Origin of the sequence: Stutzerimonas chloritidismutans, assembly GCF_020783375.1 — a bacterium.
Taxonomy (GTDB): Bacteria; Pseudomonadota; Gammaproteobacteria; order Pseudomonadales; family Pseudomonadaceae; genus Stutzerimonas; species Stutzerimonas kunmingensis.
On record NZ_CP086067.1, the window covers coordinates 485,527 to 505,931 of the forward strand.

Sequence of the window (20,405 nt, forward strand, 5' to 3'; positions counted from 1 at the left end):
GCGGAGGCTCCATGCGCCTGATGCTATTGGAGCCGTTCAAAAGCCTCTGGCACGGCGAGGACCCGTTCGTCGAAGTCGAGCGTCTCGACGGGCAGGTGTACCGCGAGCTGGAGGGGCGACGCACGCTGCGTACCGAAGTCGACGGGCAGGGTTACTTCGTCAAGATCCACCGTGGTATCGGTTGGGCGGAAATCGCCAAGAACCTGCTTACGGCAAAGGCGCCCGTCCTTGGTGCGGGCCAGGAATGGCGAGCGATCCAGCGGTTGCACGAAGTGGGTGTGCCGACCATGACCGCGGTGGCTTACGGCGAACGCGGAGCCAATCCGGCCAGCCAGCATTCGTTCATCATCACCGAAGAACTGGCCCCGACCGTCAGCCTCGAGGACTTCACGGCCGACTGGCTGGAACAGCCACCCGCACCGTCGCTCAAGCGCGCCCTTATCGCCGAAGTCGCCCGCATGGCTGGCACCATGCATCGCGCCGGCGTCAATCATCGCGACTTCTACATCTGCCACTTTCTGCTGCATACCAACAAACCGGTGACGGCAAGCGATTTCCGCCTGTCGCTGATCGATCTGCACCGTGCACAGGTCCGCGCCACCACGCCCCCCCGCTGGCGCAACAAGGACTTGGCGGGGCTGTACTTCTCGGCAATCGAGATCGGCCTGACCCGCGGCGACAAGCTGCGCTTTCTTCGCGAATACTTCCAGCGACCACTGCGCGAGATTCTGCGTGACGAAGCGACCTTGCTGAGCTGGCTGGAAGGCAAGGCGGAACGGCTATACAGACGCAAGCAGCGTTATGGGGATGTACTCTGATGGCGTGCTGGACTCTGCTGCCGGCCTACACCGTGCTTGCCGATGACTTTGCCAGTCTGGATGCCGTCTTTGCCCTGCAGGGGGAGCGGCTGACCTCTGACCCGCTGTCGGAAGTGATTCGCATCGAGCGCAACGGCGTGCGCTATTACGTCAAACGCTACTGGGGTGCCGGCAAGGGCCTGCGACGTTTTATCGGTCGGCCACGGGTCAAGGCTGAATGGCAGAACCTCAAGCTGTTTCACCGCTGGGGCATACCGACAGCGCCAATCGTGGCGTACGGTCTGGAGCGTCGCGCTGGTCTGTTCCTGCGTGGGGCGCTTATTACGCGCGAGCTGGAGCAGACCGAAGACCTGGCCTTGCTCGCAAAAAACCATGACGCTCGCCTCAAGGATCCGCGCTGGGTACGGGAAGTCAGTCAACAGGCGGCGCACTCGACACGCACCATGCACGAACACCGCTTTGCCCATAACGATCTCAAATGGCGCAATCTGTTGGTCGATCCGCAGCGTCGCCTGTACCTGATCGATTGTCCGACCGGCTCGTTCTGGCGCGGGCCGTTCCTGCAGCATCGCATCGTCAAGGACCTGGCCTGTCTGGACAAGGTTGCGAAATATCATCTGAGTCAGACCCAGCGTCTGCGTTTCTATCTGCGGTACGCCCAGCGCGAACGGCTGACGGCGAACGACAAGCCGCGCATCCGCCAGATCGTGCATTACTTTCAGGGACGAGAATGAACGATTTCATTGCCGAGAATGATCGGGCAGTGCTCGAAAGCAATGGCCTTGCCAGCTTTGATGCGCTCTGGGCGCTCCGGCTGGAAGCGGTGGACGAACCCAATACCGAGCGCGGAGGCTGGAGCAGTGTCTACCGGCTGGAACTGGGCGAGACGGCTTATTACCTTAAGCGCCAGAGCAACCATCTGACCCGCAGTCTGCGGCATCCCCTTGGCGAGCCCACATTCGCCCGCGAGTTTCGCAACATCCGACGCTATCAACAGCTGGGCATTCCGACCCTGCGGGCAAGCTTTTTTGGTTGTCGCAGGCTCGCTGGCGAGCAGCGGGCGATTCTGCTGACGCGGGCGCTGGATGGCTGGGAGGATCTGGATGACTGGTTGAAGCGCTGGCCGCAACTGGGCGAGGCCCACCGGCAGGCAATCACTCGCGCTGTCGGCGAACTGGCTCGCGACCTTCATCAGGCCGGGCAGGTACACGGTTGCTTCTATCCCAAGCATGTTTTCCTGCGTGAGCTGGACGGTCGCTGGCAGGCTTGCCTGATCGACCTGGAAAAGACCCGTCCCCTTCTGTTGGGGCGGCGGGATCGGATCAAGGATCTGGAGCCGCTGGTCCGTCGTGCGCGCTGTATGGGGGAGGAGGGTGTGCGGGGCTTGCTGGCCGCCTATCTGGATGATCAGCGAGCTGTCGAATCCTGGTTCCAGCGACTTGTTCAGCGCCGCAAGAACAAGGAAGCACGCGGATGAATCTGTCTGCTCTGGCCTCCGCCGGGCGAATGCCGGCCTTGCCGATACGACTGGCACTACCCGATTCCGGCGTGCTTGATATCACCTGCTGGCTGCGCGTGTTGCCGGGGCAGCGTTATGTCGGTCGGGCCGTATGGAACGGGCGCAAGGTGCTGGCCAAGTTGCTGGTTGGCTCCAAGGCAGGCCGGCATTATCAGCGTGAGCGCGACGGTGCCGGCCTGCTGGCTGCCCAGGGGTTGCCGACTCCGGCGCTGGTGGCTGAGGGCTGGGAGGACGGCGAAGGTGGGTGGTTGCTGTTCGACTGGCTCGACGAAGCTGAAAGCCTCTGGGATGCCTGGCGCTCCGTTGCCGGTCAGCAGGTGCTTTCGGACGCCCAGCGAAGCGTGCTCGGGGAAGCACTTGAACTGATAGCGCAGATGCATGCGTGCGGGCTTTGGCAGGACGATCTGCACCTCGATAATCTGTTACGCACAAGCGAACAGCTGTTCGTCGTCGATGGCGGCGGAGTCAGGAGTGAGACGCCGGGCCGCCCACTGTCGCGCGACCGGGTGGTGGAGAATCTCGGGGTGTTCTTCGCCCAGTTACCTGCTGAGCTGGAGCCTTTCATCGAAGAGCTGCTGGTGCATTATCTGCTCGCCAACAGCGAGCATGCACTGCCGCTGGAAGCCTTGCTCAAAGAGATGCACAAGACGCGCAACTGGCGGCTGAACGACTATCTGAAAAAGGTCGCGCGCGACTGTAGCCTGTTCAGTGCGCGCATAGGGCCTTTCTGCGCCCAGGCGGTGCGGCGCGAAGAAGAAGCAAATCTGCAGTCGCTGCTCGCCGATCCTGATGCTTTCATGGCACAAGGCACGCTGTACAAGGGCGGCGGCACGGCCACGGTGGCGCGGGTCGAGCTGGATGGGCGGGCGCTGTTGGTCAAGCGCTACAACATTAAAAGCTTCCTGCACTGGCTCAAGCGTTTCTGGCGTCCGAGCCGGGCCTGGCACAGCTGGGTCGAAGGCAATCGTTTGGACTTCCTGGGTATCGCCACGCCCCGGCTGCTCGCGGTGAAGGAGCGGCGCTGGTTTTGGTTGCGTGGCAAGGCCTGGCTGATTACCGAGCTGCTTGCCGGAGAAGACCTGATTGCCCGCTGGCAGCCGTATCTGAACAGCATGCCTCCCGAAGAGGAGCTCCAGGCGCTGGATAGGCTTTTTGCCAGGCTGATTGGCGAGCGCATCAGCCACGGTGATCTCAAGGGGCATAACCTGTTCTGGGAGAACGGTCGCTGGACGCTGATCGATCTTGATGCGGTACAGCAGCACAGCAGTGCTGCTGCCTTTGCGCGTGGCTATGCACGGGATCGGGCGCGCCTACTGCGCAATTGGCCGTCTGATTCAGCACTGTATCGTCTGCTCGACGAGCGTTTGCCCCGGCTGTGAAGGCTCGATTCAGTGCGTGCCGTTCGGCGATGCGCCGTTCGTCCTGATGCTTCGAGGCGGGTCGAGCCGGTATAATTCGCGCTTTGCATGCGGCCACCCATTGGGGCCGTCTTTATTTGGTTCGTGATAGCATTCGGCTATCACCTGTTCAAGAGGCTTCTCCGTGGCCCTGACGATTCTCGGCTTGTCCGGCGCTCTCAGTCATGATCCTTCCGCAGCGCTTTATATCGACGGCAAACTCATCGCCGCCGTGGAAGAAGAGCGTTTCGTGCGCGACAAGCATGCCAAGAATCGCATGCCCTACGAGTCGGCAAAATTCTGCCTGGAGCAGGCCGGCATCAAGCCGTCGGACGTTGACGTGGTGGCGATTCCCTTTGCGCCCATCAGCATTCTCGAGAAGGCTCGCTGGCACTACGCCAAGCGCTACTGGTACGCCCCGGATCGTGCGCTGGACGCCATCCTCATGGGCAACCGGCGCTACTACCGCTACAAGAAGCGCATCGAGTGGTGCCTGCAGCAGCTCGGCTTCGACCTGAAAAAGGTCAAGCTGCAGCCGGTCGAGCACCACCTGGCTCACGCCTCCAGCGCCTATCACTGCTCGGGCTTTACCGAGAAGACCGCGATCCTCGGCATCGACGGCAAGGGTGAATACGCCACCACCTTCTTCGGGTGGGGCGAGAATGGCAAGATCCACAAGATCAAGGAATTCTACGACCCGGATTCCCTCGGCGGTCTCTACGGCGCGATCACTGAATACCTCGGTTTCGAGATGCTTGATGGCGAATTCAAAGTCATGGGCATGGCGCCCTATGGCGATGCGGCCAAGTACGACTTCTCCCGTTTGGCGTCCTTTGAGAGCGGCGAGCTGACCATCAACACCGACTACGCCAACGTCATCGGCTTCCGTCGCTACAAGGAAAAGGGCAAGGGTTACTACTTCTCGCCCAAGCTGATCGACTGGCTCGGTCCGAAGCGCGAAGGCGACATCGCTGACGATCCCTACATCCATTACGCCGCCAGCATGCAGGCGCTGTTCGAAAAGCTCGCGCTGCAGATGATGGACTATTACCTGGGCGACATCATTCGCGAGACCGGCAAGATTGCTTTCGCCGGCGGTTGCGCGCTCAACGTCAAGCTCAACCAGAAGATCATCGCCCGCGACGACGTCAAAGAGCTGTTCGTCCAGCCTGCCTCCGGCGATGCCGGGACCGCGGTTGGTGCGGCTGCCTACGTCTCCCACCAGCGCGGTGTACCGGTGGAAAAGATGGAGCACGTCTATCTCGGCCCGTCTTATTCCAACGAAGATGTCATCGCGGCCTGTGCCCGGCACCCCAACCAGCCGGTGTTCAAGCAGATCACCAACACCCCTGAGCGCATTGCCAGGATCATGGCGGACGGAAACCCCGTGGCCTGGTTCCAGGGGCGCATGGAGTTCGGCCCGCGCGCCCTTGGCGGCCGTTCGATCATCGGCTGTCCGAGCGTGCCGGGCGTGGCCGATCGCATCAACGAGCAGATCAAGTTCCGCGAGCGCTGGAGACCCTTCTGCCCATCCATGCTCGATACCGTTGCATCACAAATGCTCAAGGTCGATCACCCCAGCCCGTTCATGACCTTCACCTTCGAGGTCAACGAGGGCTGGAAGGAGCGCGTTGGTGAAGTGGTTCACGAGGATGGCACGTCGCGCGCCCAAGTACTGGAGCGCCGGCACAATCCGCGCTGGTACGACCTGATGCTGGAACTCGAAAAGCTGACCGGCAATGGCGTGTCGCTGAACACCTCGCTGAACCGCCGCGGCGAGCCGATGATCTGTTCGCCAACCGATGCGCTGAACATGTTTTATGGCTCGGATCTGCAGTACCTGATCATGGAGGACATTCTCGTGGTCAAGGACGAGAAGGATTGGTATGACGGCGTCTGAACTCATCCTGATCAGTATAGTCATCCCTACATACAACTACGGCCACCTGCTGCCGCGCGCACTTGATTCAGTGCTCGGCCAGATGGCCAATGATGTCGAGCTGATCGTGGTTGACGATGGCTCATGTGACAACACGAACGAGGTGCTTGCCACGTACGCAACGCGGTGCCCACGCCTGCATGCGATCCATCAAGCTAACGCTGGCGCTGCGGCTGCGCGCAACCGTGGCATCCGCGAAGCGCATGGGCGTTACGCTCTGCTACTGGACGCCGACGATGAACTGCTCCCGAATGCGTTGGACACTTTGCGTAGCGTAGTGAAGATTAAGCCAGAGGCTGGAATGGTTCTCGGCGCCCAACTTTCTGTTTTCCCTGATGGGCGTGAGCGGCTACGTTTGGCTAGTCCTGTGCCAGTGGCCAGTCCTCGGGAGCTAACGCGGTTATATCTTCTACAGAAGCGAATTTCTATTTCCCATTGCTGTTCGCTGTTTCGTCGAGACTTGCTCCTTCAGCGTCCTTATCCCGAACAGCTTCGCAATGGGGAGGACATTCCGGTGTTCGCGTATTTGCTTGTAAGTGCTCCAGTGGCAACAACTGACGTGCCATTGGCGAAGATTTACAAGCACGCCGACAGCTTGCGGCACAGTAGAGATAAGGAGGAAGCGTATGCGCTTAGCATTGTGCATGAAGTATTCGAGCACCTGCCCGTAGAGTGTCAGTCCTTACGCAAACGCTATGCCGCGCAGCGTTATCTCTCACTATTCCGGGCTGCCCTCAACGCGGGAGATCGCGCACAGGCACGCCGCTTCTACAGTAAAGCGATACGCTTGAATCCTAGCCAGTCACTGCGCTGGAGTTATCTGAGCAAGGCACTACGCATGCTTTTCGGAGGCTGAGATGCGGATCTTGGTACTCAGCACTTCGCCGCGTCAGCCCGATAATCATCTTCTATGGGAAGGCTTGTCAAAATTTGCAGACGTAGAAATTCACTACTTTAGTAAGCAGGAGCAAAAAAGGATTGGTGCCTTGCTAAGGAAGTTTGATTTTTCTGCTTACGATCGTGTGGTCTGCGATCTTTTGTTTCGGTATCTAGTCCGTGAGTGGCGTCTTCTCTCACGAATTAGGGGGCTGTTAATATATGAAGAGGATGCCTGTCAGGAGTTTATAGAAAGCTCCAAATGGAAGGGTTCTTTCACCAAGTTTTATCGCAAGGTGCCGCATGCGCGCATCGTAATTACTGGCTTCAGGGTGTGTCAGCGGTATAGAGAATCGGGCATTGATGCTCATTTTTTGCCTAAGGGGTTTGATAGCTCTAAGCTATATGACATGGGGTTGGAGCGTGACATTCCGTTGGGTTTCGTCGGGCGTTTAGATAGCGAGACGTATCAGGCGCGAAAAGAATTCCTGTTGTGGGCTGAGCGACGTCATGGGCTTAGAATTTTACGTGCAGCACCCGGTGACGATTATCGTAATTTATTGAATCGAATAAGAGTCTTCGTTAGCGCCGATATTGGACTCGGTGAGTATATGGCCAAGAATTTTGAAGCGATGGCCTGTGGTTGTGCTCTGCTAGCCTTTCGGCAAGGGCATGGCGAAGAAGAAGCCCTGGGTATTAAGTCGGGCGAACAGGTGATGCTGTACGAGAATCAGCAACAATTCGAACTGCTTGTTGCGCAGCTGTCTTCAGATCAGAACCTTGTAAGCGCGCTTTCAAGTAAAGGTAAAGCGATGGCGATTCAGCGTTTTGATTATGCTGCACAAAGCGCGGAGTTTTTCGCGATATTGGCTGCGTTCGAACCTGTGCCTAGGGTTTTTCGTACCCGGCAGTGGTTGCGTAGGCTTGGGCTAGGAGGTGGGCGTGGCAATTAAGCTGTATTGGCACAGAGGTGCGGGCCGAACAGATAGCAGTAAGCAGAACTTTGGCGACTATCTGTCACCACTGATAGTGGAGGCGGTTTCGGGGCGCTCCGTGAAGTATGCCTCGCTCAAAGAAGCGGAGTTGATGGCAATCGGAACGATTCTCGCCAACGAGCACAAGGCCAAGCGCTTTGGATTCAAACGGCGAATACATATATGGGGCTCTGGGTGCGGACAGTCGGGTGAGCGCTTCAGCGAGCGGCATTACTATCACGCTGTTCGTGGAAGTGAGACGCTCCAGCGCATTGCCGGTTCAGGATTGACGCCGGCATTGGGAGATCCTGGTCTACTTGCCGAGATGCTTGTTAAGCGTCCAGCGCAAAAACAATACAAGATAGGTTTTGTGCCCCACTACGTTGATCGCGCCAATCCTTCATCAGTCGCCTTTACTGCGATGGGCGGTGTTCATCTTATTAGTGTGTTCGATGAGCCACGGGAAGTTCTGCGTCAGATTGCAGCTTGCGAGTTCATAGTCTCTTCCAGTCTACATGGCTTGGTTGTTGCAGATGCTTATGGTGTTCCGAACGTTAGAGTTCGCCTTTCGGCGGGGTTGATAGATGAACTTAAGTTTGACGACTATTATTCTGCGTTCGGTCTCCGGGCGCCAGAGTGCTTGAGCGCCGACGAGCTTAAGCCCTTGGCTACCGAGTTCGAACGTTTGAGCGAAGGCTATTGTCGGCCGGGCCTATCAGATATCCAAAAAGATTTAATAAAAAAATTTCCTGAACTCTAGAGCTTGGCAAAATGAATATTTACACTATCGAATACTCTGGTAAGTCTTTTGAGGGCTGGTCAAATCTTGGGGACGATATTCAGTCGCTGGCGGCAAAAAGGCTTTTGCCGCGGGTGGATGGTAGTATTTCTCGTGAAAAACTTAAGCACCCAGTAACTCCCGGGGTGCTTTCCATGAATGGATATTTTTTGGGCGGTGTCGAATGGCCGCCTGCGCCAGAGCTGGTTCCTTTGTTTTTTGCTTTCCATGTAACACCGGGCTCTGTTGCCCAGGTCTGCTCTCCAGATGGTATCGCTTATCTCAAAAAGCACGAGCCGATTGGTTGCAGGGATCGAGGAACTATGGAGTTACTAAAACGCCATGGTGTGGACGCTTTCTATAGCAAGTGTGTGACTTTGACGCTGCCTCGCAGAGAGCGGGAGCCGGAGAACGGGCGAGTCTATATGGTTGGCTTGAGCAAGGGTGCGGAATCTACCGTGCCGCGCAGTATTCGTCGCCGTGCAGTTGTGGTCGATCAGGCCAAGCTGCGATTGCCGGCTCTGACTCCTGCATTGAAGGAGGAGTTATCCCAACATTTGCTTGATACATACAGTCGAACGGCTTCGCTCGTCATTACGTCAAAAATCCATTGTGCGATGCCCTGCATTGCTATGGGGATTCCCGTAGTATTTATTTATGATAAAAATAAAAAAGATGATTATCGGGTGAGTGTAGTCAAGGACTTGATTGGTATCAACTATGTGGAAGAGTCTGGGTTGGGTCGGGCTGTGTCTAACCGTTTGCGTTCGTTGAGAATTAATTGGTCTCCGGCGGCGCTCGAGTTTGAGGAGGAGAAAAAGAATATCAGGCTGGGCTATCTTGACGCTCTTGAACGGGCAAGAAAAAGCTTTGAAAGTATGCACGGAATGCCTTGCCGGCCTGACGCGGCTGCGCTGTCTTAAAGTTTTATTTTCTTTATATCCTATGCTCTGCCGGGTATGTGTAGGGGTTGGCCGTTCGCAGAAATTTATAAATAGCCGATACCTCAATGCACCCGATGCGGATGAGGGGTGGTGGGATAAGTAAATCGGCCAGCCGCGGCCCAATCACTGATTGCTGACAGAAAATAACCTAGACTCAGCCCGCAAGTTGGTTCGTCAGTGTCCGGTTTATCTATGCGCCCCGTGCAGGAAATGCCAGTACACTACCTAAGGCGGTGGGCTGCGTGGCCTAGCGACGGATGTTTCACTCGGCTGGAGCAGTACCACGAGCTTCATGCGTTTATCTGGGCCATGCAGGATGAGTCTGCCAAACAATGTGGTGTACACCTGCTAGAACCCTTGCCATACATATGCGATGGGCGATGTTGTTATGGCTGTGTCGAGGGTGTGTCACGTTATGTGGATGCAGACCGCCTGAGTGAGCGAGGTAAGCAATTCTTACGCCTTTGTCTACCCCAATATTTTCTAGATCGAGAGTGGTTGGGAGTTGATCGATGTGTCGGGAGGTATGGTTGAAGGTTTTTAGCTGGATGATGGCAGGAAGTTAAATCTTTAAGTAATTTCTTTTGTTGGGCTGATCGCTTGGCTTATTGTTTGATTGGTGTGCGTGCTTTAAGAAGGTTGTCTTGTGTGGTTTTATAAGCTGCAGAATGCAGGAATTGATTGGCTCTTTGGGTAGTATTTATATATCTTAATTTTCCGGAAGCATTTTTGATGTTGGCGATTAAATCTTGGGTAAATGGAAGGGTTGTGCTTGCATTTGTCTTTGGGATGTTCTGTCTAGCTTTTTATTCTCCGCTTTCGTCCAAGGCGGTCAATAATATTTTCTATGTTGGGCTGGCGCTGCCTATGTTGGTATGGGTCATGGTTCGCCCGAAAGCACTTTGGGAAAAAATGTATCCGCTGTCTTGGTTTTTCGCCTTGCTGGCCTTGATGGTGGTTTTGGATGCAGGGGATTGGGCTGATCTAAAGAAAGTACTCTACCTGTCGATGTTTTTCTTTTGTTTATTATATTTGTCTTCTCGTTATTGGTTCTTGCATGGTCCATTGTTGCTGTTTTCTGCTGGTAGTGTTGGAATTTTGCTTTTCACTTCGTTCGATTGGTTGTTGTTAGGGGTTGAGAGCGGGCGATGGGCGCGGTATGGGTATTTTTTGGGTGAGGCGATAAATCCAGTCTACTTTTCGTTATTAGTCGGATTTGCTTTGCTTTACTTGTGGATGTTTTATATGGTTGAGCGTCTTGAAACCCGCTCGCGGCTGTTATTACTGGCGGGGATTTTTGTGCTCAGTCTGTTGCAGGTGATCAATGCAAGCGTCTTTCAATCTCGTTCAACACTGCTCGGATATGCCTTGTTTTTCGTTTGTTTCCTTTTCTTCAAAAGAATGTTTTGGCTAGGGATTGGCGTGACTATGGCGTTGTTTGCCTTGGGTGTCTTGGTCGGTATAGATGACCTGCTTTTGCAGCGAGGCTTAAGTTATCGCCTGGATATCTGGCAAGCTGCATTGCAGCGTTTATATGCTGAGTGCAGCCTGTGGTGGGGCTGCGGCAGGGATCAAGGGTTGCTGCTAGGTCGTTTCTATCATCCCCATAGCGGCTATGTAGCCATGCTCTATCGCAACGGACTAATTGGAGCAGTGCTCTTGGTAGTGTTTGCCGTGCTATATCTGCGCAATGCTCGCAGAGAGGGGCGGCCGTGGTTGCTCTTGTCGCTCTTTGGATGGGGGAGTTTGTTTACCACCACCAGTGGCGTCTTCACGACACCTCAGCCTCTCTGGATCTATGTCTGGTTGCCGACATTTATGGCGATCATTGCTGGGCAGCGAGTGGTGGTGCATCAGTATCTGCTGGGTCGCTCTCAGTCAGCGCGTTCGTAGCAGCGAAGCAAGTCGTCCAGTGGAAAACTTTCCAGTCGCTTGCGCTTTAGATAGTGGCGCATGTGCTGGAAGTTTCGCTTAATTAGCCACTTGTTGAGCGGTCGGCGCTTGATTCGCAAATCAAGTATATCGATTAATCCAAAGTCGCCAGTAGGCAAACGCAAAATGTTACCTAAGTGTAAAGAGCGGAAGTAGATCCCCTGCTGGTGCAGACGCCGTATGAAGTAGGCGAGGGAATCCAGTATTTGCATAACCTGCCGTGGATCACTGATGAAAAGCTGTTCTATCGATTGCCCTGGAAGAGGCCGATAAAGGCAGCCGCTTAGGCCTCGAGCGCGATTAATCCAGAACGCGTCTACCACATGAGGTGCAGCTATGCCCAGCCGCTGGAGGTACTGTGCATTTTTATCGAATGTTCGTGCGGCGGGCTGCAGACGAGCCAGTATGGGATGGCGACGTGTGTGGAAGATCTTTAAAAACATGCCGTTTTCAAGCGCGACTACCTTGGGGCCACGGCCATCCTTTTCCAGCACGCTACCGCTGGCCAGCCAGCTTTCCAATTCCTGCGCTGTTACAATCCGCATCATTTCCTCTAGCTGTCTCATGGGGCTTGCCAAATGGCCAATTCTACCCAGCAATCGAGTGTGAAGGTCTATTTGCGATTGCTGCGCTATGTGATCCCCTATTGGGGGCTGTTCGCAATGAGCCTCCTCGGCTTCCTGCTCTTTGCCTCCACGCAGCCCGCGCTGGGCTACATCCTGAAGTTCTTCGTCGACGGGTTGAACAATCCTGACGCGAGTTTCTTCGCTCAGGTGCCGCATCTCAACGAGTTGCAGTGGCTGGCCGAGCTGAAGTTGCTGCAGGCCGTGCCGCTGCTCATCATCCTGATCGCGCTGGTGCAGGGCATCGGTTCGTTCCTCGGCAATTTTTTTCTTGCAAAGGTTTCGCTAGGGCTGGTGCATGACCTGCGGCTGGCACTGTTCAACAACATGCTGACACTCCCCAATCGCTATTTTGACAGCCACAACTCCGGGCATCTGATCTCGCGGATCACATACAACGTGACCATGGTCACCGGCGCGGCGACCGATGCGATCAAGGTTGTGGTGCGCGAGGGCATGACAGTGATTTTCCTGTTCGCCACGCTGCTGTGGATGAACTGGAAGCTCACTCTGGTGATGCTGGCGATACTGCCAGTGATCGGTTTCATGGTGTCGAGCGCCAGCAAGAAATTCCGCAAGCAGAGCAAGAAGATTCAGCTTGCGATGGGCGACGTGACCCATGTCGCTTCGGAAACCATACAGGGCTATCGCGTGGTTCGTAGCTTCGGAGGCGAGCCTTACGAGCGGAATCGTTTCCTGGCTGCGAGCTCGGAGAACACCGCCAAGCAGCTGCGTATGGTCAAGACGAATGCCGTTTACACACCGAGTCTGCAGCTGGTCATTTACAGCGCCATGGCAGTGCTGATGTTCCTTGTGTTGTTGCTCCGAGGTGACGCGTCTGCTGGCGATCTGGTCGCCTACATCACGCTGGCGGGGTTGCTGCCCAAGCCGATACGTCAGCTCTCGGAAGTCAGCTCGACCATCCAGAAGGGCGTGGCCGGGGCGGAAAGTATCTTCGAGCAGCTCGACGAGGAGCCAGAAGTCGATCGTGGCACGCTTGAGCGCGAAGCCGTCAGCGGCCATCTCGAAGTGCGTAACCTCGATTTCGTCTATCCAGGTACCGACAAACGCGTGCTGCATGACATCAGCTTCACCATCGAGCCCGGGCAGATGGTCGCGCTGGTAGGTCGATCCGGCAGCGGCAAATCCACGCTGGCGAATCTGATCCCACGCTTCTATCACCATGAGGCAGGTCAGATACTGCTCGACGGTGCGGATGTCGAATCCTACACGTTGCGCAACCTGCGTCGTCACATCGCGCTTGTGACTCAGCAAGTGACGCTGTTCAACGATACGGTGGCCAATAACATCGCTTACGGCGATCTGGCTGGCGCGCCGCTGGACGACATACGCCGCGCGGCCTGCGATGCGTACGCCGATGAGTTCATCGAGCAGATGCCGGAGGGTTATCAGACCATGGTCGGCGAAAACGGTGTGCTGCTGTCCGGCGGGCAGCGGCAGCGCCTGGCGATTGCGCGTGCACTGCTCAAGAATGCCCCGGTGCTGATTCTTGATGAAGCGACTTCGGCGCTGGATACCGAGTCCGAGCGGCATATCCAGGGGGCTCTGGACCATGTGATGCAGGGCCGCACCACGTTGGTCATCGCTCACCGGCTGAGCACAATCGAGAAGGCCGACCTGATCCTGGTGATGGAGCAGGGCCGCATCGTCGAGCGTGGAACCCATGCCGAGCTGCTGGCGGCGAACGGTGCCTACGCCAGGCTCCACGCGACGCAGTTTCAGGACGACACGCCAGACGAGCAGGGCGCCTGATGCTGCAGTTTCTGAGGAGCTGGCGTGAGCGCGGCTGGTGCGAGATCGATGCCGGCGCCTATGCGCAGATCTGGCAGCGCTACGGCGGCAGCGTCGCCACTCACCCAGCTGTCGTCGAGCGCCTGGCCAGCCTTGTCGGTATTCCGGTGCGCTATCTGGCCTGGGAGCGGCAAGGCGAAGTGATCGCCGCGGTGCCCTGCTGGGGGCGCCATCTGGCGCTGTCCAAGGACGTATTGAAAAAGGCCGGCAAGCGCGGGCTGTTCGATCTGGGTAATGCCGAAATCATCCTGCCCGTCGCCGAGCAGGCGGCGATTCCGGTCCGCCAGCGCATGCGCTACGTGTCAGAGCTCAATGCAGGCGCGATCAGCACCTTGCGCGAGCAGCCGGAGGGCTTGGCCCTGGCCCGTGAGCCGGAACAGTATTCGAAGAAGTTCCGCTACAACCAGCGCCGCGAGCAGCGCTTGCTGGAAGAGGCCGGCGGTGTGCTGCGACCGATGCTGGATTTCTCGCCGACCGAGCAGGCTGCGATGTATGCCGATCTATTCCAGCGCCGCTGGGGTTTCGAGGCGCCCGGTAAGGGCCATCTGCAAGAGGTTTTTGCACTACTGCGCGAGTTCATGACCGGCTCTGTGGTCCTGCTCGATGAGCAGCCCATCGCCGTCCAGGTGCTTTACCGGGTTGAGGCACCGAAGTGGGTGTCGATCGATTACATCAATGGCGGTGTCGATCCGCAGCAGCGGGATTTCAGCCCTGGCAGCGTCCTCAGCTTCGTCAACACCCAGACGGCCTGGGCCGAGGCACGGGCGTTGGGCAAGCCGCTGCGTTATTCCTTCGGTCGTGCGGACCGAGAGTACAAGGACCGCTGGTGCAACCGCGTTCCGGTCTATCAGGTGTGAGCATGGAAGCGCGCAAACAAAAGCTGTTGCGACAGCATCGCCGCCATAAACGTATAGCGATGGTGACGGCGTTCGTCGCGCTGCTGGTGATAGGCGTGGCACTCAGCTTCTGGCTGTTGCCGTTACTGCTGGTTCTGGGCTGGATTGTCCATGAGGCCTGGTTCGCTGATCATCTGTTCTATCGGCCGCAGGAAGACTACCGTTACCAGTTTCCGCCGGATGCTGTGCAACTGGGCGGATGCATCGAGCGTGGTTGCCTGCACCTGGCCGGTGACTTGCCTGATGCCGACACGCTGATTCTTGAGGTGCGGCTGGAGACAACTTGGGTCGGACATCTGCGTGACCCTCGTGTGTATGTCGGTGGGGATCGTCAGGATTTTGAGCGTGGCGTAGGTGGGCGGCGTTATCTGAATTTGTCTGGGCAGGAGGAGGCTTTGCGTGCGGGCTCGCTGCGCTTCGATAGCCGGTACTGCCGTCTGGGTGCCGAGGTCAGGCTATACGCCATGCGTAACCCCGACTATACGCAGCGGCGGGTGCTGATTATCGCGCCCCACGCCGATGATGCCGAGTTGGCAGCCTTCGGCCTCTACAGTCATACCCCGGAGGTGGCTATTGTCACGCTGACCCAGGGCGAGATTGAAGCTGATAACTACCGCCGCCTCGGGCTGGACAGCGCTGCGGCGGCGCGGCTTAAGGGGCGGTTGCGTACCTGGGGCAGTCTTGCTGTGCCGCTGTGGGGGGGGGTGGCCCAGCGGGACTGCGTGCAACTTGGCTACTACTGTTTGCAACTGTCAGCGATGGAGGCCATGCCCGAGCGGGTCTTCGGCTCTCGTGAGTCGAGTGAAACCGACATACGCACTGCGAGAGCGCACAACTCGTTGCAGCTGCCAGGGGACTGCGATGGACAGCCTACGTGGCACAACCTGCAAGCTGATCTGCGTGCTTTGCTTGCGCACTTTCGTCCCGAGGTGGTAATCACGCCTCATCCAGAATTGGATCCGCATGCCGACCACGTTGCCGCGACCCGTGCTCTTCGTCAGGCAATAGAGGCCGGGGAGTGGAGACCTGAAGCCCTTCTGCTCTACGCCAATCACCTGCACGATAACGACCGCTGGCCCATGGGGCCAGCTGGCTGTGGTGTCGCCTTGCCGCCTGCTATCGAGCCTTTGCCGGCTGATCGCCTGTGGAGTCCTACGTTGAATGCCGAGGCACAGCTGGACAAGGCCATGGCGCTGGCCATGCAGCATGACTTGCAAGTGCCCCTGCCAATGAAAAAGCGCCTGCGTCGGAGCATTCAACGGGTTCTGGCGGGACGTCGCTGGCCTACAACAGGTGATGACGAATTCTTCCGCAAGGCGGTGCGCAGGCACGAACTGTTCTGGGTCCGCCACCTCTAGCAAGGCGCCTGTCGCGGGCAGGCGGCCGCGGCCTGCATGTTATGATCGCCGCCGTTTTCTCTTCCTCACCGGAGCCCTCATGAAGCTGTCCATGCCCCGTTTTGACCAAGCCGCCGTTCTGGTGGTCGGTGACGTCATGCTCGATCGTTACTGGCATGGCGGTACCTCGCGGATCTCGCCTGAGGCGCCGGTGCCGGTGGTCAAGGTCGAGCAGATCGAGGATCGGCCCGGTGGCGCGGCCAACGTGGCGCTGAACATCGCGGCACTGGGTGCGCCTGCTGCGCTGGTGGGTGTGACCGGTGAAGATGAAGCGCGCCAGAGTCTGGCCGACAGCCTTGCGGCGGCGGGCGTGCAGGCGCACTTCCAGCGCATCGAGGACCAGCCGACGATCGTCAAGCTGCGGGTGATGAGTCGCCATCAGCAGCTGTTGCGCATGGATTTCGAAGAGCCGTTCGATACCGATCCTGCCGCACTGCTGGCCGACGTGGAGGGCTTGCTGGCTGGGGTCAAGGTGCTGGTGCTGTCGGATTACGGCAAGGGCGCGTTGAAGAACCATCAGGCACTGATCCAGGCTGCGCGCCGTCGCGGCATTCCGGTCCTCGCCGACCCCAAGGGCAAGGATTTTGAAATCTACCGCGGCGCTTCGTTGATTACGCCGAACCTGGGCGAGTTCGAGGCGATCGTCGGACATTGTGCCGATGAGGCCGAGTTGGTGAGCAAGGGCGCCGAGCTGATGGCCACTCTCGACCTTGAGGCTCTGCTGGTCACCCGCGGCGAGCACGGCATGACCCTGCTGCGTCCCGATCAGGCGCCGCTGCACCTGCCGGCTCGTGCCCGTGAAGTATTCGACGTGACCGGCGCCGGGGATACCGTCATTTCAACTCTGGCGGCAGCCATCGCTGCCGGTGAGCAGCTGCCGCAGGCCGTGGCACTGGCCAACCTGGCCGCCGGCATCGTGGTCGGCAAGCTGGGTACCGCCTGTATCAGCGCACCCGAGTTGCGCCGAGCCGTACAGCGCGAAGAGGGCTCCGAGCGCGGTGTAATGACCGTCGAACAACTGCTCACTGCGGTCGAGGATGCACGGGCAGAGGGCGAGAAGATCGTCTTCACCAATGGCTGTTTCGACATCCTGCACGCTGGCCATGTGACCTATCTGGAACAGGCCCGGGCGCAAGGTGACCGTCTGGTCGTGGCAGTCAACGACGACGGCTCGGTCAGCCGCCTGAAGGGGCCGGGGCGGCCGATCAACTCGGTAGATCGCCGCATGGCGGTGCTGGCCGGTCTGGAAGCGGTGGATTGGGTGGTGTGCTTTTCGGAGGACACGCCGGAAAACCTGCTGGCCCAGGTCCGCCCCGATGTGCTGGTCAAGGGCGGCGACTACGGCGTCGATCAGGTGGTCGGTGCCGAGTTGGTCAAGGCATACGGTGGCGTGGTGAAGGTGCTGGGGCTGGTTGAAAACAGCTCGACCACAGCCATCGTCGAGAAGATCCGCAGCCGCTGAGCCCTTTGGATACGCCTACCGCGTATCGTCAGTAGGTGGATAGCCGCTTTTCGCGGCTTTCCACTTCGCGTTAACGGGCGGCCGCCAGCGGCCGTGCCGCCCACCAATCCCGCCAGCGAACGCGCTCGTCGCGCACCACCCAGCCTTCCTGCGGCGCAAAGCTTTCCGATAGCCACAGGCCGCGAGCGTTCACCGGGCTGAACTGGCCATTGCGCAGTTGCAGTAGCTGATCCTGCGGCTGGCCTTGATGCAGCGGTATCAGGTAGATGTCGGGCCGGCTGCGCTCCAGGCGCGCAACCAGTTGACCCTCTTCCAAGCGTTCATCGACATGAAACAGGCTCAGCTGTCGCGTCTCTTTCGGTAGCTCCATGCGCATGTCATAGACCAGCTGCAACGATGCGGTCGGCAGGTGTACATAGGCGCGAGGACGCTCCATCAGCACCATGTTGCCGCACTGCACCGGACGCGTGGCGCCGGATTGCGAGGCGAGCTTGAAGTGCACCGCCTCTCGGTAGTGCAGGCTGGCCTGGTACGGAATGGGCAGCCAGGTATCGCCGAAACGCCCGGCAAGCCAGCCTTCAGGGGTTTCCAGCAGGCATTCTTCGGCGATCTCCTGGATGGCGGTAAGCAGCGGCAGGTTCAGCTCATGCGCCGGGATGTAGCCGGAAATCAGCTTGAGCACAACGTCACCACGGTCCGGCCGCTGCTGACGGACCAGCACCCAGTATTCGCGGCCCTGCCAGCTCATGGTCAGACGCACTGAAACGCCGAGATTGGCCAGTTCGATGGCAAAACGGCCCGGATCGGACACCTCCACCGGGCGGCGGCGCTCGATCACTTCGCTGAAGTTCAACGGCCGGCCCAGACTCTGGTAGCTCAGGTTGTCCTGGCTGGCCTCGACGTAGAGAGGCAGGGTCTTGAATGCGGCAGGGCTCTTGCGTACCAGAACTCTTGGCATTCGGTTTCTCCTTGCGGCGAAGAAAGTAACCGCGCGGCATCAGCGTAATGCGCTTCCGCGCAGCGGATGAACGTTGCCGCCAGGACCGTTTCAGTTGCGGGTCAGAACGGCAGCAGCAGTCCGTACGTTAGCCGTCAAATGCTGCGGATTGATAGTGCCGATGATCGCGCCACTGACCCCGGGGTGGCCGAACAGCAACTCGAAGCTTCGGCGCACCGGGTCTTCACCTGGCTTGAGGCAGGCGTGGCCGCTGGCAAGCGCCTTCTTGATCAGAATGCCCTTGCCGTGGGCTGCAGCGTAGTCGAGCACTGGCCGCTCGGCCTGCTCGTTGAGGTTGTAGGTGACCATTGCGCAGTCGCCCTGTTGCAGCGCCAGCAGTCCGCCGTCCACGGTCTTGCCGGAGAGGCCGTAGCCGAGAATCTTGCCCTCGCGCTTGAGCTCGGCGAGGGTCTGGTAGACCTCGGCGTGCTGCAGGATGTCCAGATCGTTGCCATCGGAATGCACCAGCACCAGTTCGATGCGATCGGTGCGCAGACGCCTGAGGCTGCGTTCGACCGAAAAGCGCGTGTGCGCGGCGGAAAAGTCGAAGCGCGACTGGCCGTTCTCGAACTCCTCGCCAACCTTGCTGACGATCACCCACTCATCGCGCTTGCCGGCGAGCAGAGGGCCCAGCCGCTCTTCGCTGACGCCGTAGGCCGGGGCGGTATCGATCAGGTTGATGCCCAGGTCGCGGGCCAGAGCCAGAAGCTGGCGAGCCTGGGCATCGTCGGGGATGGCGAAACCGTTGGGATATTTCACGCCCTGGTCACGTCCTAGCTTCACCGTTCCCAGACCCAGCGGCGAGATGTTCAGGCCGGTGCTGCCCAGCGGGCGTTGCAACTCATGCAGCGTTGCGTTCATGGCAGCAGCCCTTCCCAGAACAGCCCGGTCAACGGTGGTCGCGGCAGTTGCGGTAGCGCAGGATGCTCGATGGGGCGAATGCCGTCGCGGGCGAGAGCAGCTTCGACGCGGTCGGAAAAGTCCGGTGACAGCGCCAGCTTGGTCGGCCAGCCGACCAGCAGGCGGCCCTGCTCGGCGAGAAAGGCGTTGTCCGGACGGGCGAGGGCCGATTGCGCCGGCTCGGCGCGGTCGATGCGTAGCGTGGCCCAGTGCGCTGCGGACAGGTCGATCCAGGGTACCAGCTCGGCCAGTTCCTTCTTCGCCGCGGCGATCTGGCTGGTTTCGTCGCGCGCCACGCCATCGGCTTCGGCCAGATCGCCGCCCAGGTACCAGACCCATTCGCCGTCTGCCGCCGGATGGCTGGTCACGGTGATTCGCGGTTTGGTGCCGCCGCCCAGACAATGGGCATAGAGCGGCTTGAGCGTCGGCGCCTTGACGATGACCATGTGCAGCGGACGGCGCTGCATGGCCGGTTGCTGCAGGCCGAGCGTCGTGAGCAGCTCGGCCGTCCCGCCACCGGCACTGAAGACGATGCGCTGAGCGCGGATCTCGCGGCCGTCGACGCGCAGACCGACCAGCTCGTCGCCATCGAGCAGCGGTTCGACCTGCTGGCCGGCGAGCAGGCTGTCGCCGGCCAGCTCGGCCAGGCGGGCGATCAGACTGGGCACATCGAGCACCAGTTCGCTGAGGCGGTAGACCTTGCCTTTGAATTTCGGGTGTTGCAGAGCGGGTGGCAGTTCGTCGCCCTTGACCTGACCAACCCGCGAGCGCACTGCCTTGCTGGCGAAGAAGCTGGTGAGGTTGCCGGCCAGCGTGCCGGGCGACCAGAGGTAATGCGCATCGGACAGCAGGCGCACGCCGCTGAGATCCAGCTCGCCCTTGCCTTCAAGAGCCTCGCGCCAGCGCCGTGGCATGTCGGCGATGGCTTCGGATGCGCCGGTGAGGGCGCCGCTCAAGGCGTATTTGGTACCGCCATGAATGATGCCCTGGGACTTCACGGTCTGCCCGCCACCCAGCGTTCCCTTGTCCACCAGCAACGTGGCAAAACCTTGCCTGCGCAGGCGCGCGTTGAGCCAGAGGCCGGCGACGCCGCCGCCAACGATCAGGACATCGGTGCTGAGGGATTCAGGCATGTGCAGGC

The 20,405-nt window shown here is 58.9% G+C and carries 19 protein-coding genes; 15 read left to right on the forward strand and 4 right to left on the reverse strand.

From position 1 onward, the window contains the following. Positions 1 to 11: 11 nt before the first annotated feature. The 11 genes from rfaP to LLJ08_RS02235 all read left to right on the forward strand — a co-directional run bounded on the left by rfaP (position 12) and on the right by LLJ08_RS02235 (position 11,138). Entirely contained in the window at positions 12 to 818 is an 807-nt protein-coding gene (rfaP, locus tag LLJ08_RS02190; protein WP_228208098.1) for a lipopolysaccharide core heptose(I) kinase RfaP, read from the forward strand. Beyond that, complete coding sequence (locus LLJ08_RS02195) at positions 818 to 1,552, forward strand: lipopolysaccharide kinase InaA family protein (RefSeq protein WP_228208099.1); 735 nt, start codon at positions 818 to 820, stop codon at positions 1,550 to 1,552. Before rfaP ends, LLJ08_RS02195 begins: the two co-directional genes overlap by 1 nt. After that, entirely contained in the window at positions 1,549 to 2,295 is a 747-nt protein-coding gene (locus LLJ08_RS02200) for a lipopolysaccharide kinase InaA family protein (protein ID WP_228208100.1), read from the forward strand. The genes LLJ08_RS02195 and LLJ08_RS02200 overlap by 4 nt, the downstream gene beginning before the upstream one ends. Next, the gene (locus LLJ08_RS02205) at positions 2,292 to 3,716 is read left to right on the forward strand and encodes a lipopolysaccharide kinase InaA family protein (protein ID WP_228208101.1); all 1,425 of its coding nucleotides are present in this window, start codon (positions 2,292 to 2,294) and stop codon (positions 3,714 to 3,716) included. Before LLJ08_RS02200 ends, LLJ08_RS02205 begins: the two co-directional genes overlap by 4 nt. A gap of 163 nt (positions 3,717 to 3,879) precedes the next feature. After that, on the forward strand, positions 3,880 to 5,634 hold the full coding sequence (locus LLJ08_RS02210) for a carbamoyltransferase family protein (protein ID WP_228208102.1): 1,755 nt from the start codon (positions 3,880 to 3,882) through the stop codon (positions 5,632 to 5,634). Continuing rightward, complete coding sequence (locus LLJ08_RS02215; RefSeq protein WP_228208103.1) at positions 5,621 to 6,529, forward strand: glycosyltransferase family 2 protein; 909 nt, start codon at positions 5,621 to 5,623, stop codon at positions 6,527 to 6,529. The genes LLJ08_RS02210 and LLJ08_RS02215 overlap by 14 nt, the downstream gene beginning before the upstream one ends. Position 6,530: 1 nt before the next feature. Further along, positions 6,531 to 7,502 carry a glycosyltransferase family protein gene (locus LLJ08_RS02220; RefSeq protein WP_228208104.1) on the forward strand — a complete coding sequence of 324 codons (972 nt, stop codon included), beginning with the start codon at positions 6,531 to 6,533 and terminating at the stop codon, positions 7,500 to 7,502. Further along, positions 7,492 to 8,283 (forward strand): polysaccharide pyruvyl transferase family protein, encoded by a 792-nt coding sequence (locus LLJ08_RS02225; protein ID WP_228208105.1) that lies wholly within the window; start codon positions 7,492 to 7,494, stop codon positions 8,281 to 8,283. Before LLJ08_RS02220 ends, LLJ08_RS02225 begins: the two co-directional genes overlap by 11 nt. An 11-nt stretch (positions 8,284 to 8,294) precedes the next feature. Next, on the forward strand, positions 8,295 to 9,224 hold the full coding sequence (locus LLJ08_RS02230) for a polysaccharide pyruvyl transferase family protein (RefSeq protein ID WP_228208106.1): 930 nt from the start codon (positions 8,295 to 8,297) through the stop codon (positions 9,222 to 9,224). 231 nt (positions 9,225 to 9,455) lie between these two features. Beyond that, positions 9,456 to 9,779, forward strand: a complete 324-nt coding sequence (locus LLJ08_RS21060) for an SGNH hydrolase domain-containing protein (RefSeq protein WP_419585755.1) — start codon at positions 9,456 to 9,458, stop codon at positions 9,777 to 9,779. Between the two features lie 198 nt (positions 9,780 to 9,977). Then, positions 9,978 to 11,138 (forward strand): cation-translocating P-type ATPase, encoded by a 1,161-nt coding sequence (locus tag LLJ08_RS02235; RefSeq protein ID WP_228208107.1) that lies wholly within the window; start codon positions 9,978 to 9,980, stop codon positions 11,136 to 11,138. On the opposite strand, the gene LLJ08_RS02240 is transcribed toward LLJ08_RS02235, so the two are convergent. Beyond that, positions 11,120 to 11,722, reverse strand: a complete 603-nt coding sequence (locus LLJ08_RS02240) for a serine/threonine-protein kinase (protein ID WP_228208891.1) — start codon at positions 11,720 to 11,722, stop codon at positions 11,120 to 11,122. The genes LLJ08_RS02235 and LLJ08_RS02240 overlap by 19 nt on opposite strands. A 33-nt stretch (positions 11,723 to 11,755) precedes the next feature. On the opposite strand from LLJ08_RS02240, the gene msbA reads away from it, so the two are divergent. The 4 genes from msbA to hldE all read left to right on the forward strand — a co-directional run bounded on the left by msbA (position 11,756) and on the right by hldE (position 17,367). Next, on the forward strand, positions 11,756 to 13,573 hold the full coding sequence (msbA, locus tag LLJ08_RS02245; RefSeq protein WP_228208108.1) for a lipid A export permease/ATP-binding protein MsbA: 1,818 nt from the start codon (positions 11,756 to 11,758) through the stop codon (positions 13,571 to 13,573). Next, positions 13,573 to 14,469 (forward strand): GNAT family N-acetyltransferase, encoded by an 897-nt coding sequence (locus tag LLJ08_RS02250; protein WP_042922518.1) that lies wholly within the window; start codon positions 13,573 to 13,575, stop codon positions 14,467 to 14,469. The genes msbA and LLJ08_RS02250 overlap by 1 nt, the downstream gene beginning before the upstream one ends. A 2-nt stretch (positions 14,470 to 14,471) precedes the next feature. Further along, positions 14,472 to 15,866, forward strand: a complete 1,395-nt coding sequence (locus LLJ08_RS02255; protein ID WP_228208109.1) for a PIG-L deacetylase family protein — start codon at positions 14,472 to 14,474, stop codon at positions 15,864 to 15,866. A 79-nt stretch (positions 15,867 to 15,945) separates the two neighbouring features. Then, positions 15,946 to 17,367 (forward strand): bifunctional D-glycero-beta-D-manno-heptose-7-phosphate kinase/D-glycero-beta-D-manno-heptose 1-phosphate adenylyltransferase HldE, encoded by a 1,422-nt coding sequence (gene hldE, locus LLJ08_RS02260; protein ID WP_221103410.1) that lies wholly within the window; start codon positions 15,946 to 15,948, stop codon positions 17,365 to 17,367. Between the two features lie 70 nt (positions 17,368 to 17,437). On the opposite strand, the gene LLJ08_RS02265 is transcribed toward hldE, so the two are convergent. From LLJ08_RS02265 to LLJ08_RS02275, 3 genes are all read right to left on the reverse strand, one after another. Then, positions 17,438 to 18,325: a metal ABC transporter ATPase gene (locus LLJ08_RS02265; RefSeq protein WP_228208110.1), complete on the reverse strand. Its 888-nt coding sequence runs from the start codon at positions 18,323 to 18,325 to the stop codon at positions 17,438 to 17,440. A 90-nt stretch (positions 18,326 to 18,415) separates the two neighbouring features. After that, the gene (locus tag LLJ08_RS02270; RefSeq protein ID WP_228208111.1) at positions 18,416 to 19,225 is read right to left on the reverse strand and encodes an aldo/keto reductase; all 810 of its coding nucleotides are present in this window, start codon (positions 19,223 to 19,225) and stop codon (positions 18,416 to 18,418) included. Beyond that, positions 19,222 to 20,397, reverse strand: a complete 1,176-nt coding sequence (locus tag LLJ08_RS02275) for an NAD(P)/FAD-dependent oxidoreductase (RefSeq protein ID WP_228208112.1) — start codon at positions 20,395 to 20,397, stop codon at positions 19,222 to 19,224. Before LLJ08_RS02275 ends, LLJ08_RS02270 begins: the two co-directional genes overlap by 4 nt. Positions 20,398 to 20,405 lie beyond the last annotated feature (8 nt).

Excerpts from the sequence above, each read along its gene's own strand:
- rfaP (WP_228208098.1), top strand. The coding sequence starts at position 12 with ATGCGCCTGATGCTATTGGAGCCGTTCAAAAGCCTCTGGCACGGCGAG.
- LLJ08_RS02195 (WP_228208099.1), top strand. The coding sequence starts at position 818 with ATGGCGTGCTGGACTCTGCTGCCGGCCTACACCGTGCTTGCCGATGAC.
- LLJ08_RS02200 (WP_228208100.1), top strand. The coding sequence starts at position 1,549 with ATGAACGATTTCATTGCCGAGAATGATCGGGCAGTGCTCGAAAGCAAT.
- LLJ08_RS02205 (WP_228208101.1), top strand. The coding sequence starts at position 2,292 with ATGAATCTGTCTGCTCTGGCCTCCGCCGGGCGAATGCCGGCCTTGCCG.
- LLJ08_RS02215 (WP_228208103.1), top strand. The coding sequence starts at position 5,621 with ATGACGGCGTCTGAACTCATCCTGATCAGTATAGTCATCCCTACATAC.
- LLJ08_RS02220 (WP_228208104.1), top strand. The coding sequence starts at position 6,531 with ATGCGGATCTTGGTACTCAGCACTTCGCCGCGTCAGCCCGATAATCAT.
- LLJ08_RS02230 (WP_228208106.1), top strand. The coding sequence starts at position 8,295 with ATGAATATTTACACTATCGAATACTCTGGTAAGTCTTTTGAGGGCTGG.
- LLJ08_RS21060 (WP_419585755.1), top strand. The coding sequence starts at position 9,456 with ATGCCAGTACACTACCTAAGGCGGTGGGCTGCGTGGCCTAGCGACGGA.
- LLJ08_RS02235 (WP_228208107.1), top strand. The coding sequence starts at position 9,978 with ATGTTGGCGATTAAATCTTGGGTAAATGGAAGGGTTGTGCTTGCATTT.
- LLJ08_RS02240 (WP_228208891.1), bottom strand. The coding sequence starts at position 11,722 with ATGCGGATTGTAACAGCGCAGGAATTGGAAAGCTGGCTGGCCAGCGGT.
- msbA (WP_228208108.1), top strand. The coding sequence starts at position 11,756 with ATGGCCAATTCTACCCAGCAATCGAGTGTGAAGGTCTATTTGCGATTG.
- LLJ08_RS02250 (WP_042922518.1), top strand. The coding sequence starts at position 13,573 with ATGCTGCAGTTTCTGAGGAGCTGGCGTGAGCGCGGCTGGTGCGAGATC.
- LLJ08_RS02255 (WP_228208109.1), top strand. The coding sequence starts at position 14,472 with ATGGAAGCGCGCAAACAAAAGCTGTTGCGACAGCATCGCCGCCATAAA.
- hldE (WP_221103410.1), top strand. The coding sequence starts at position 15,946 with ATGAAGCTGTCCATGCCCCGTTTTGACCAAGCCGCCGTTCTGGTGGTC.
- LLJ08_RS02265 (WP_228208110.1), bottom strand. The coding sequence starts at position 18,325 with ATGCCAAGAGTTCTGGTACGCAAGAGCCCTGCCGCATTCAAGACCCTG.
- LLJ08_RS02270 (WP_228208111.1), bottom strand. The coding sequence starts at position 19,225 with ATGAACGCAACGCTGCATGAGTTGCAACGCCCGCTGGGCAGCACCGGC.
- LLJ08_RS02275 (WP_228208112.1), bottom strand. The coding sequence starts at position 20,397 with ATGCCTGAATCCCTCAGCACCGATGTCCTGATCGTTGGCGGCGGCGTC.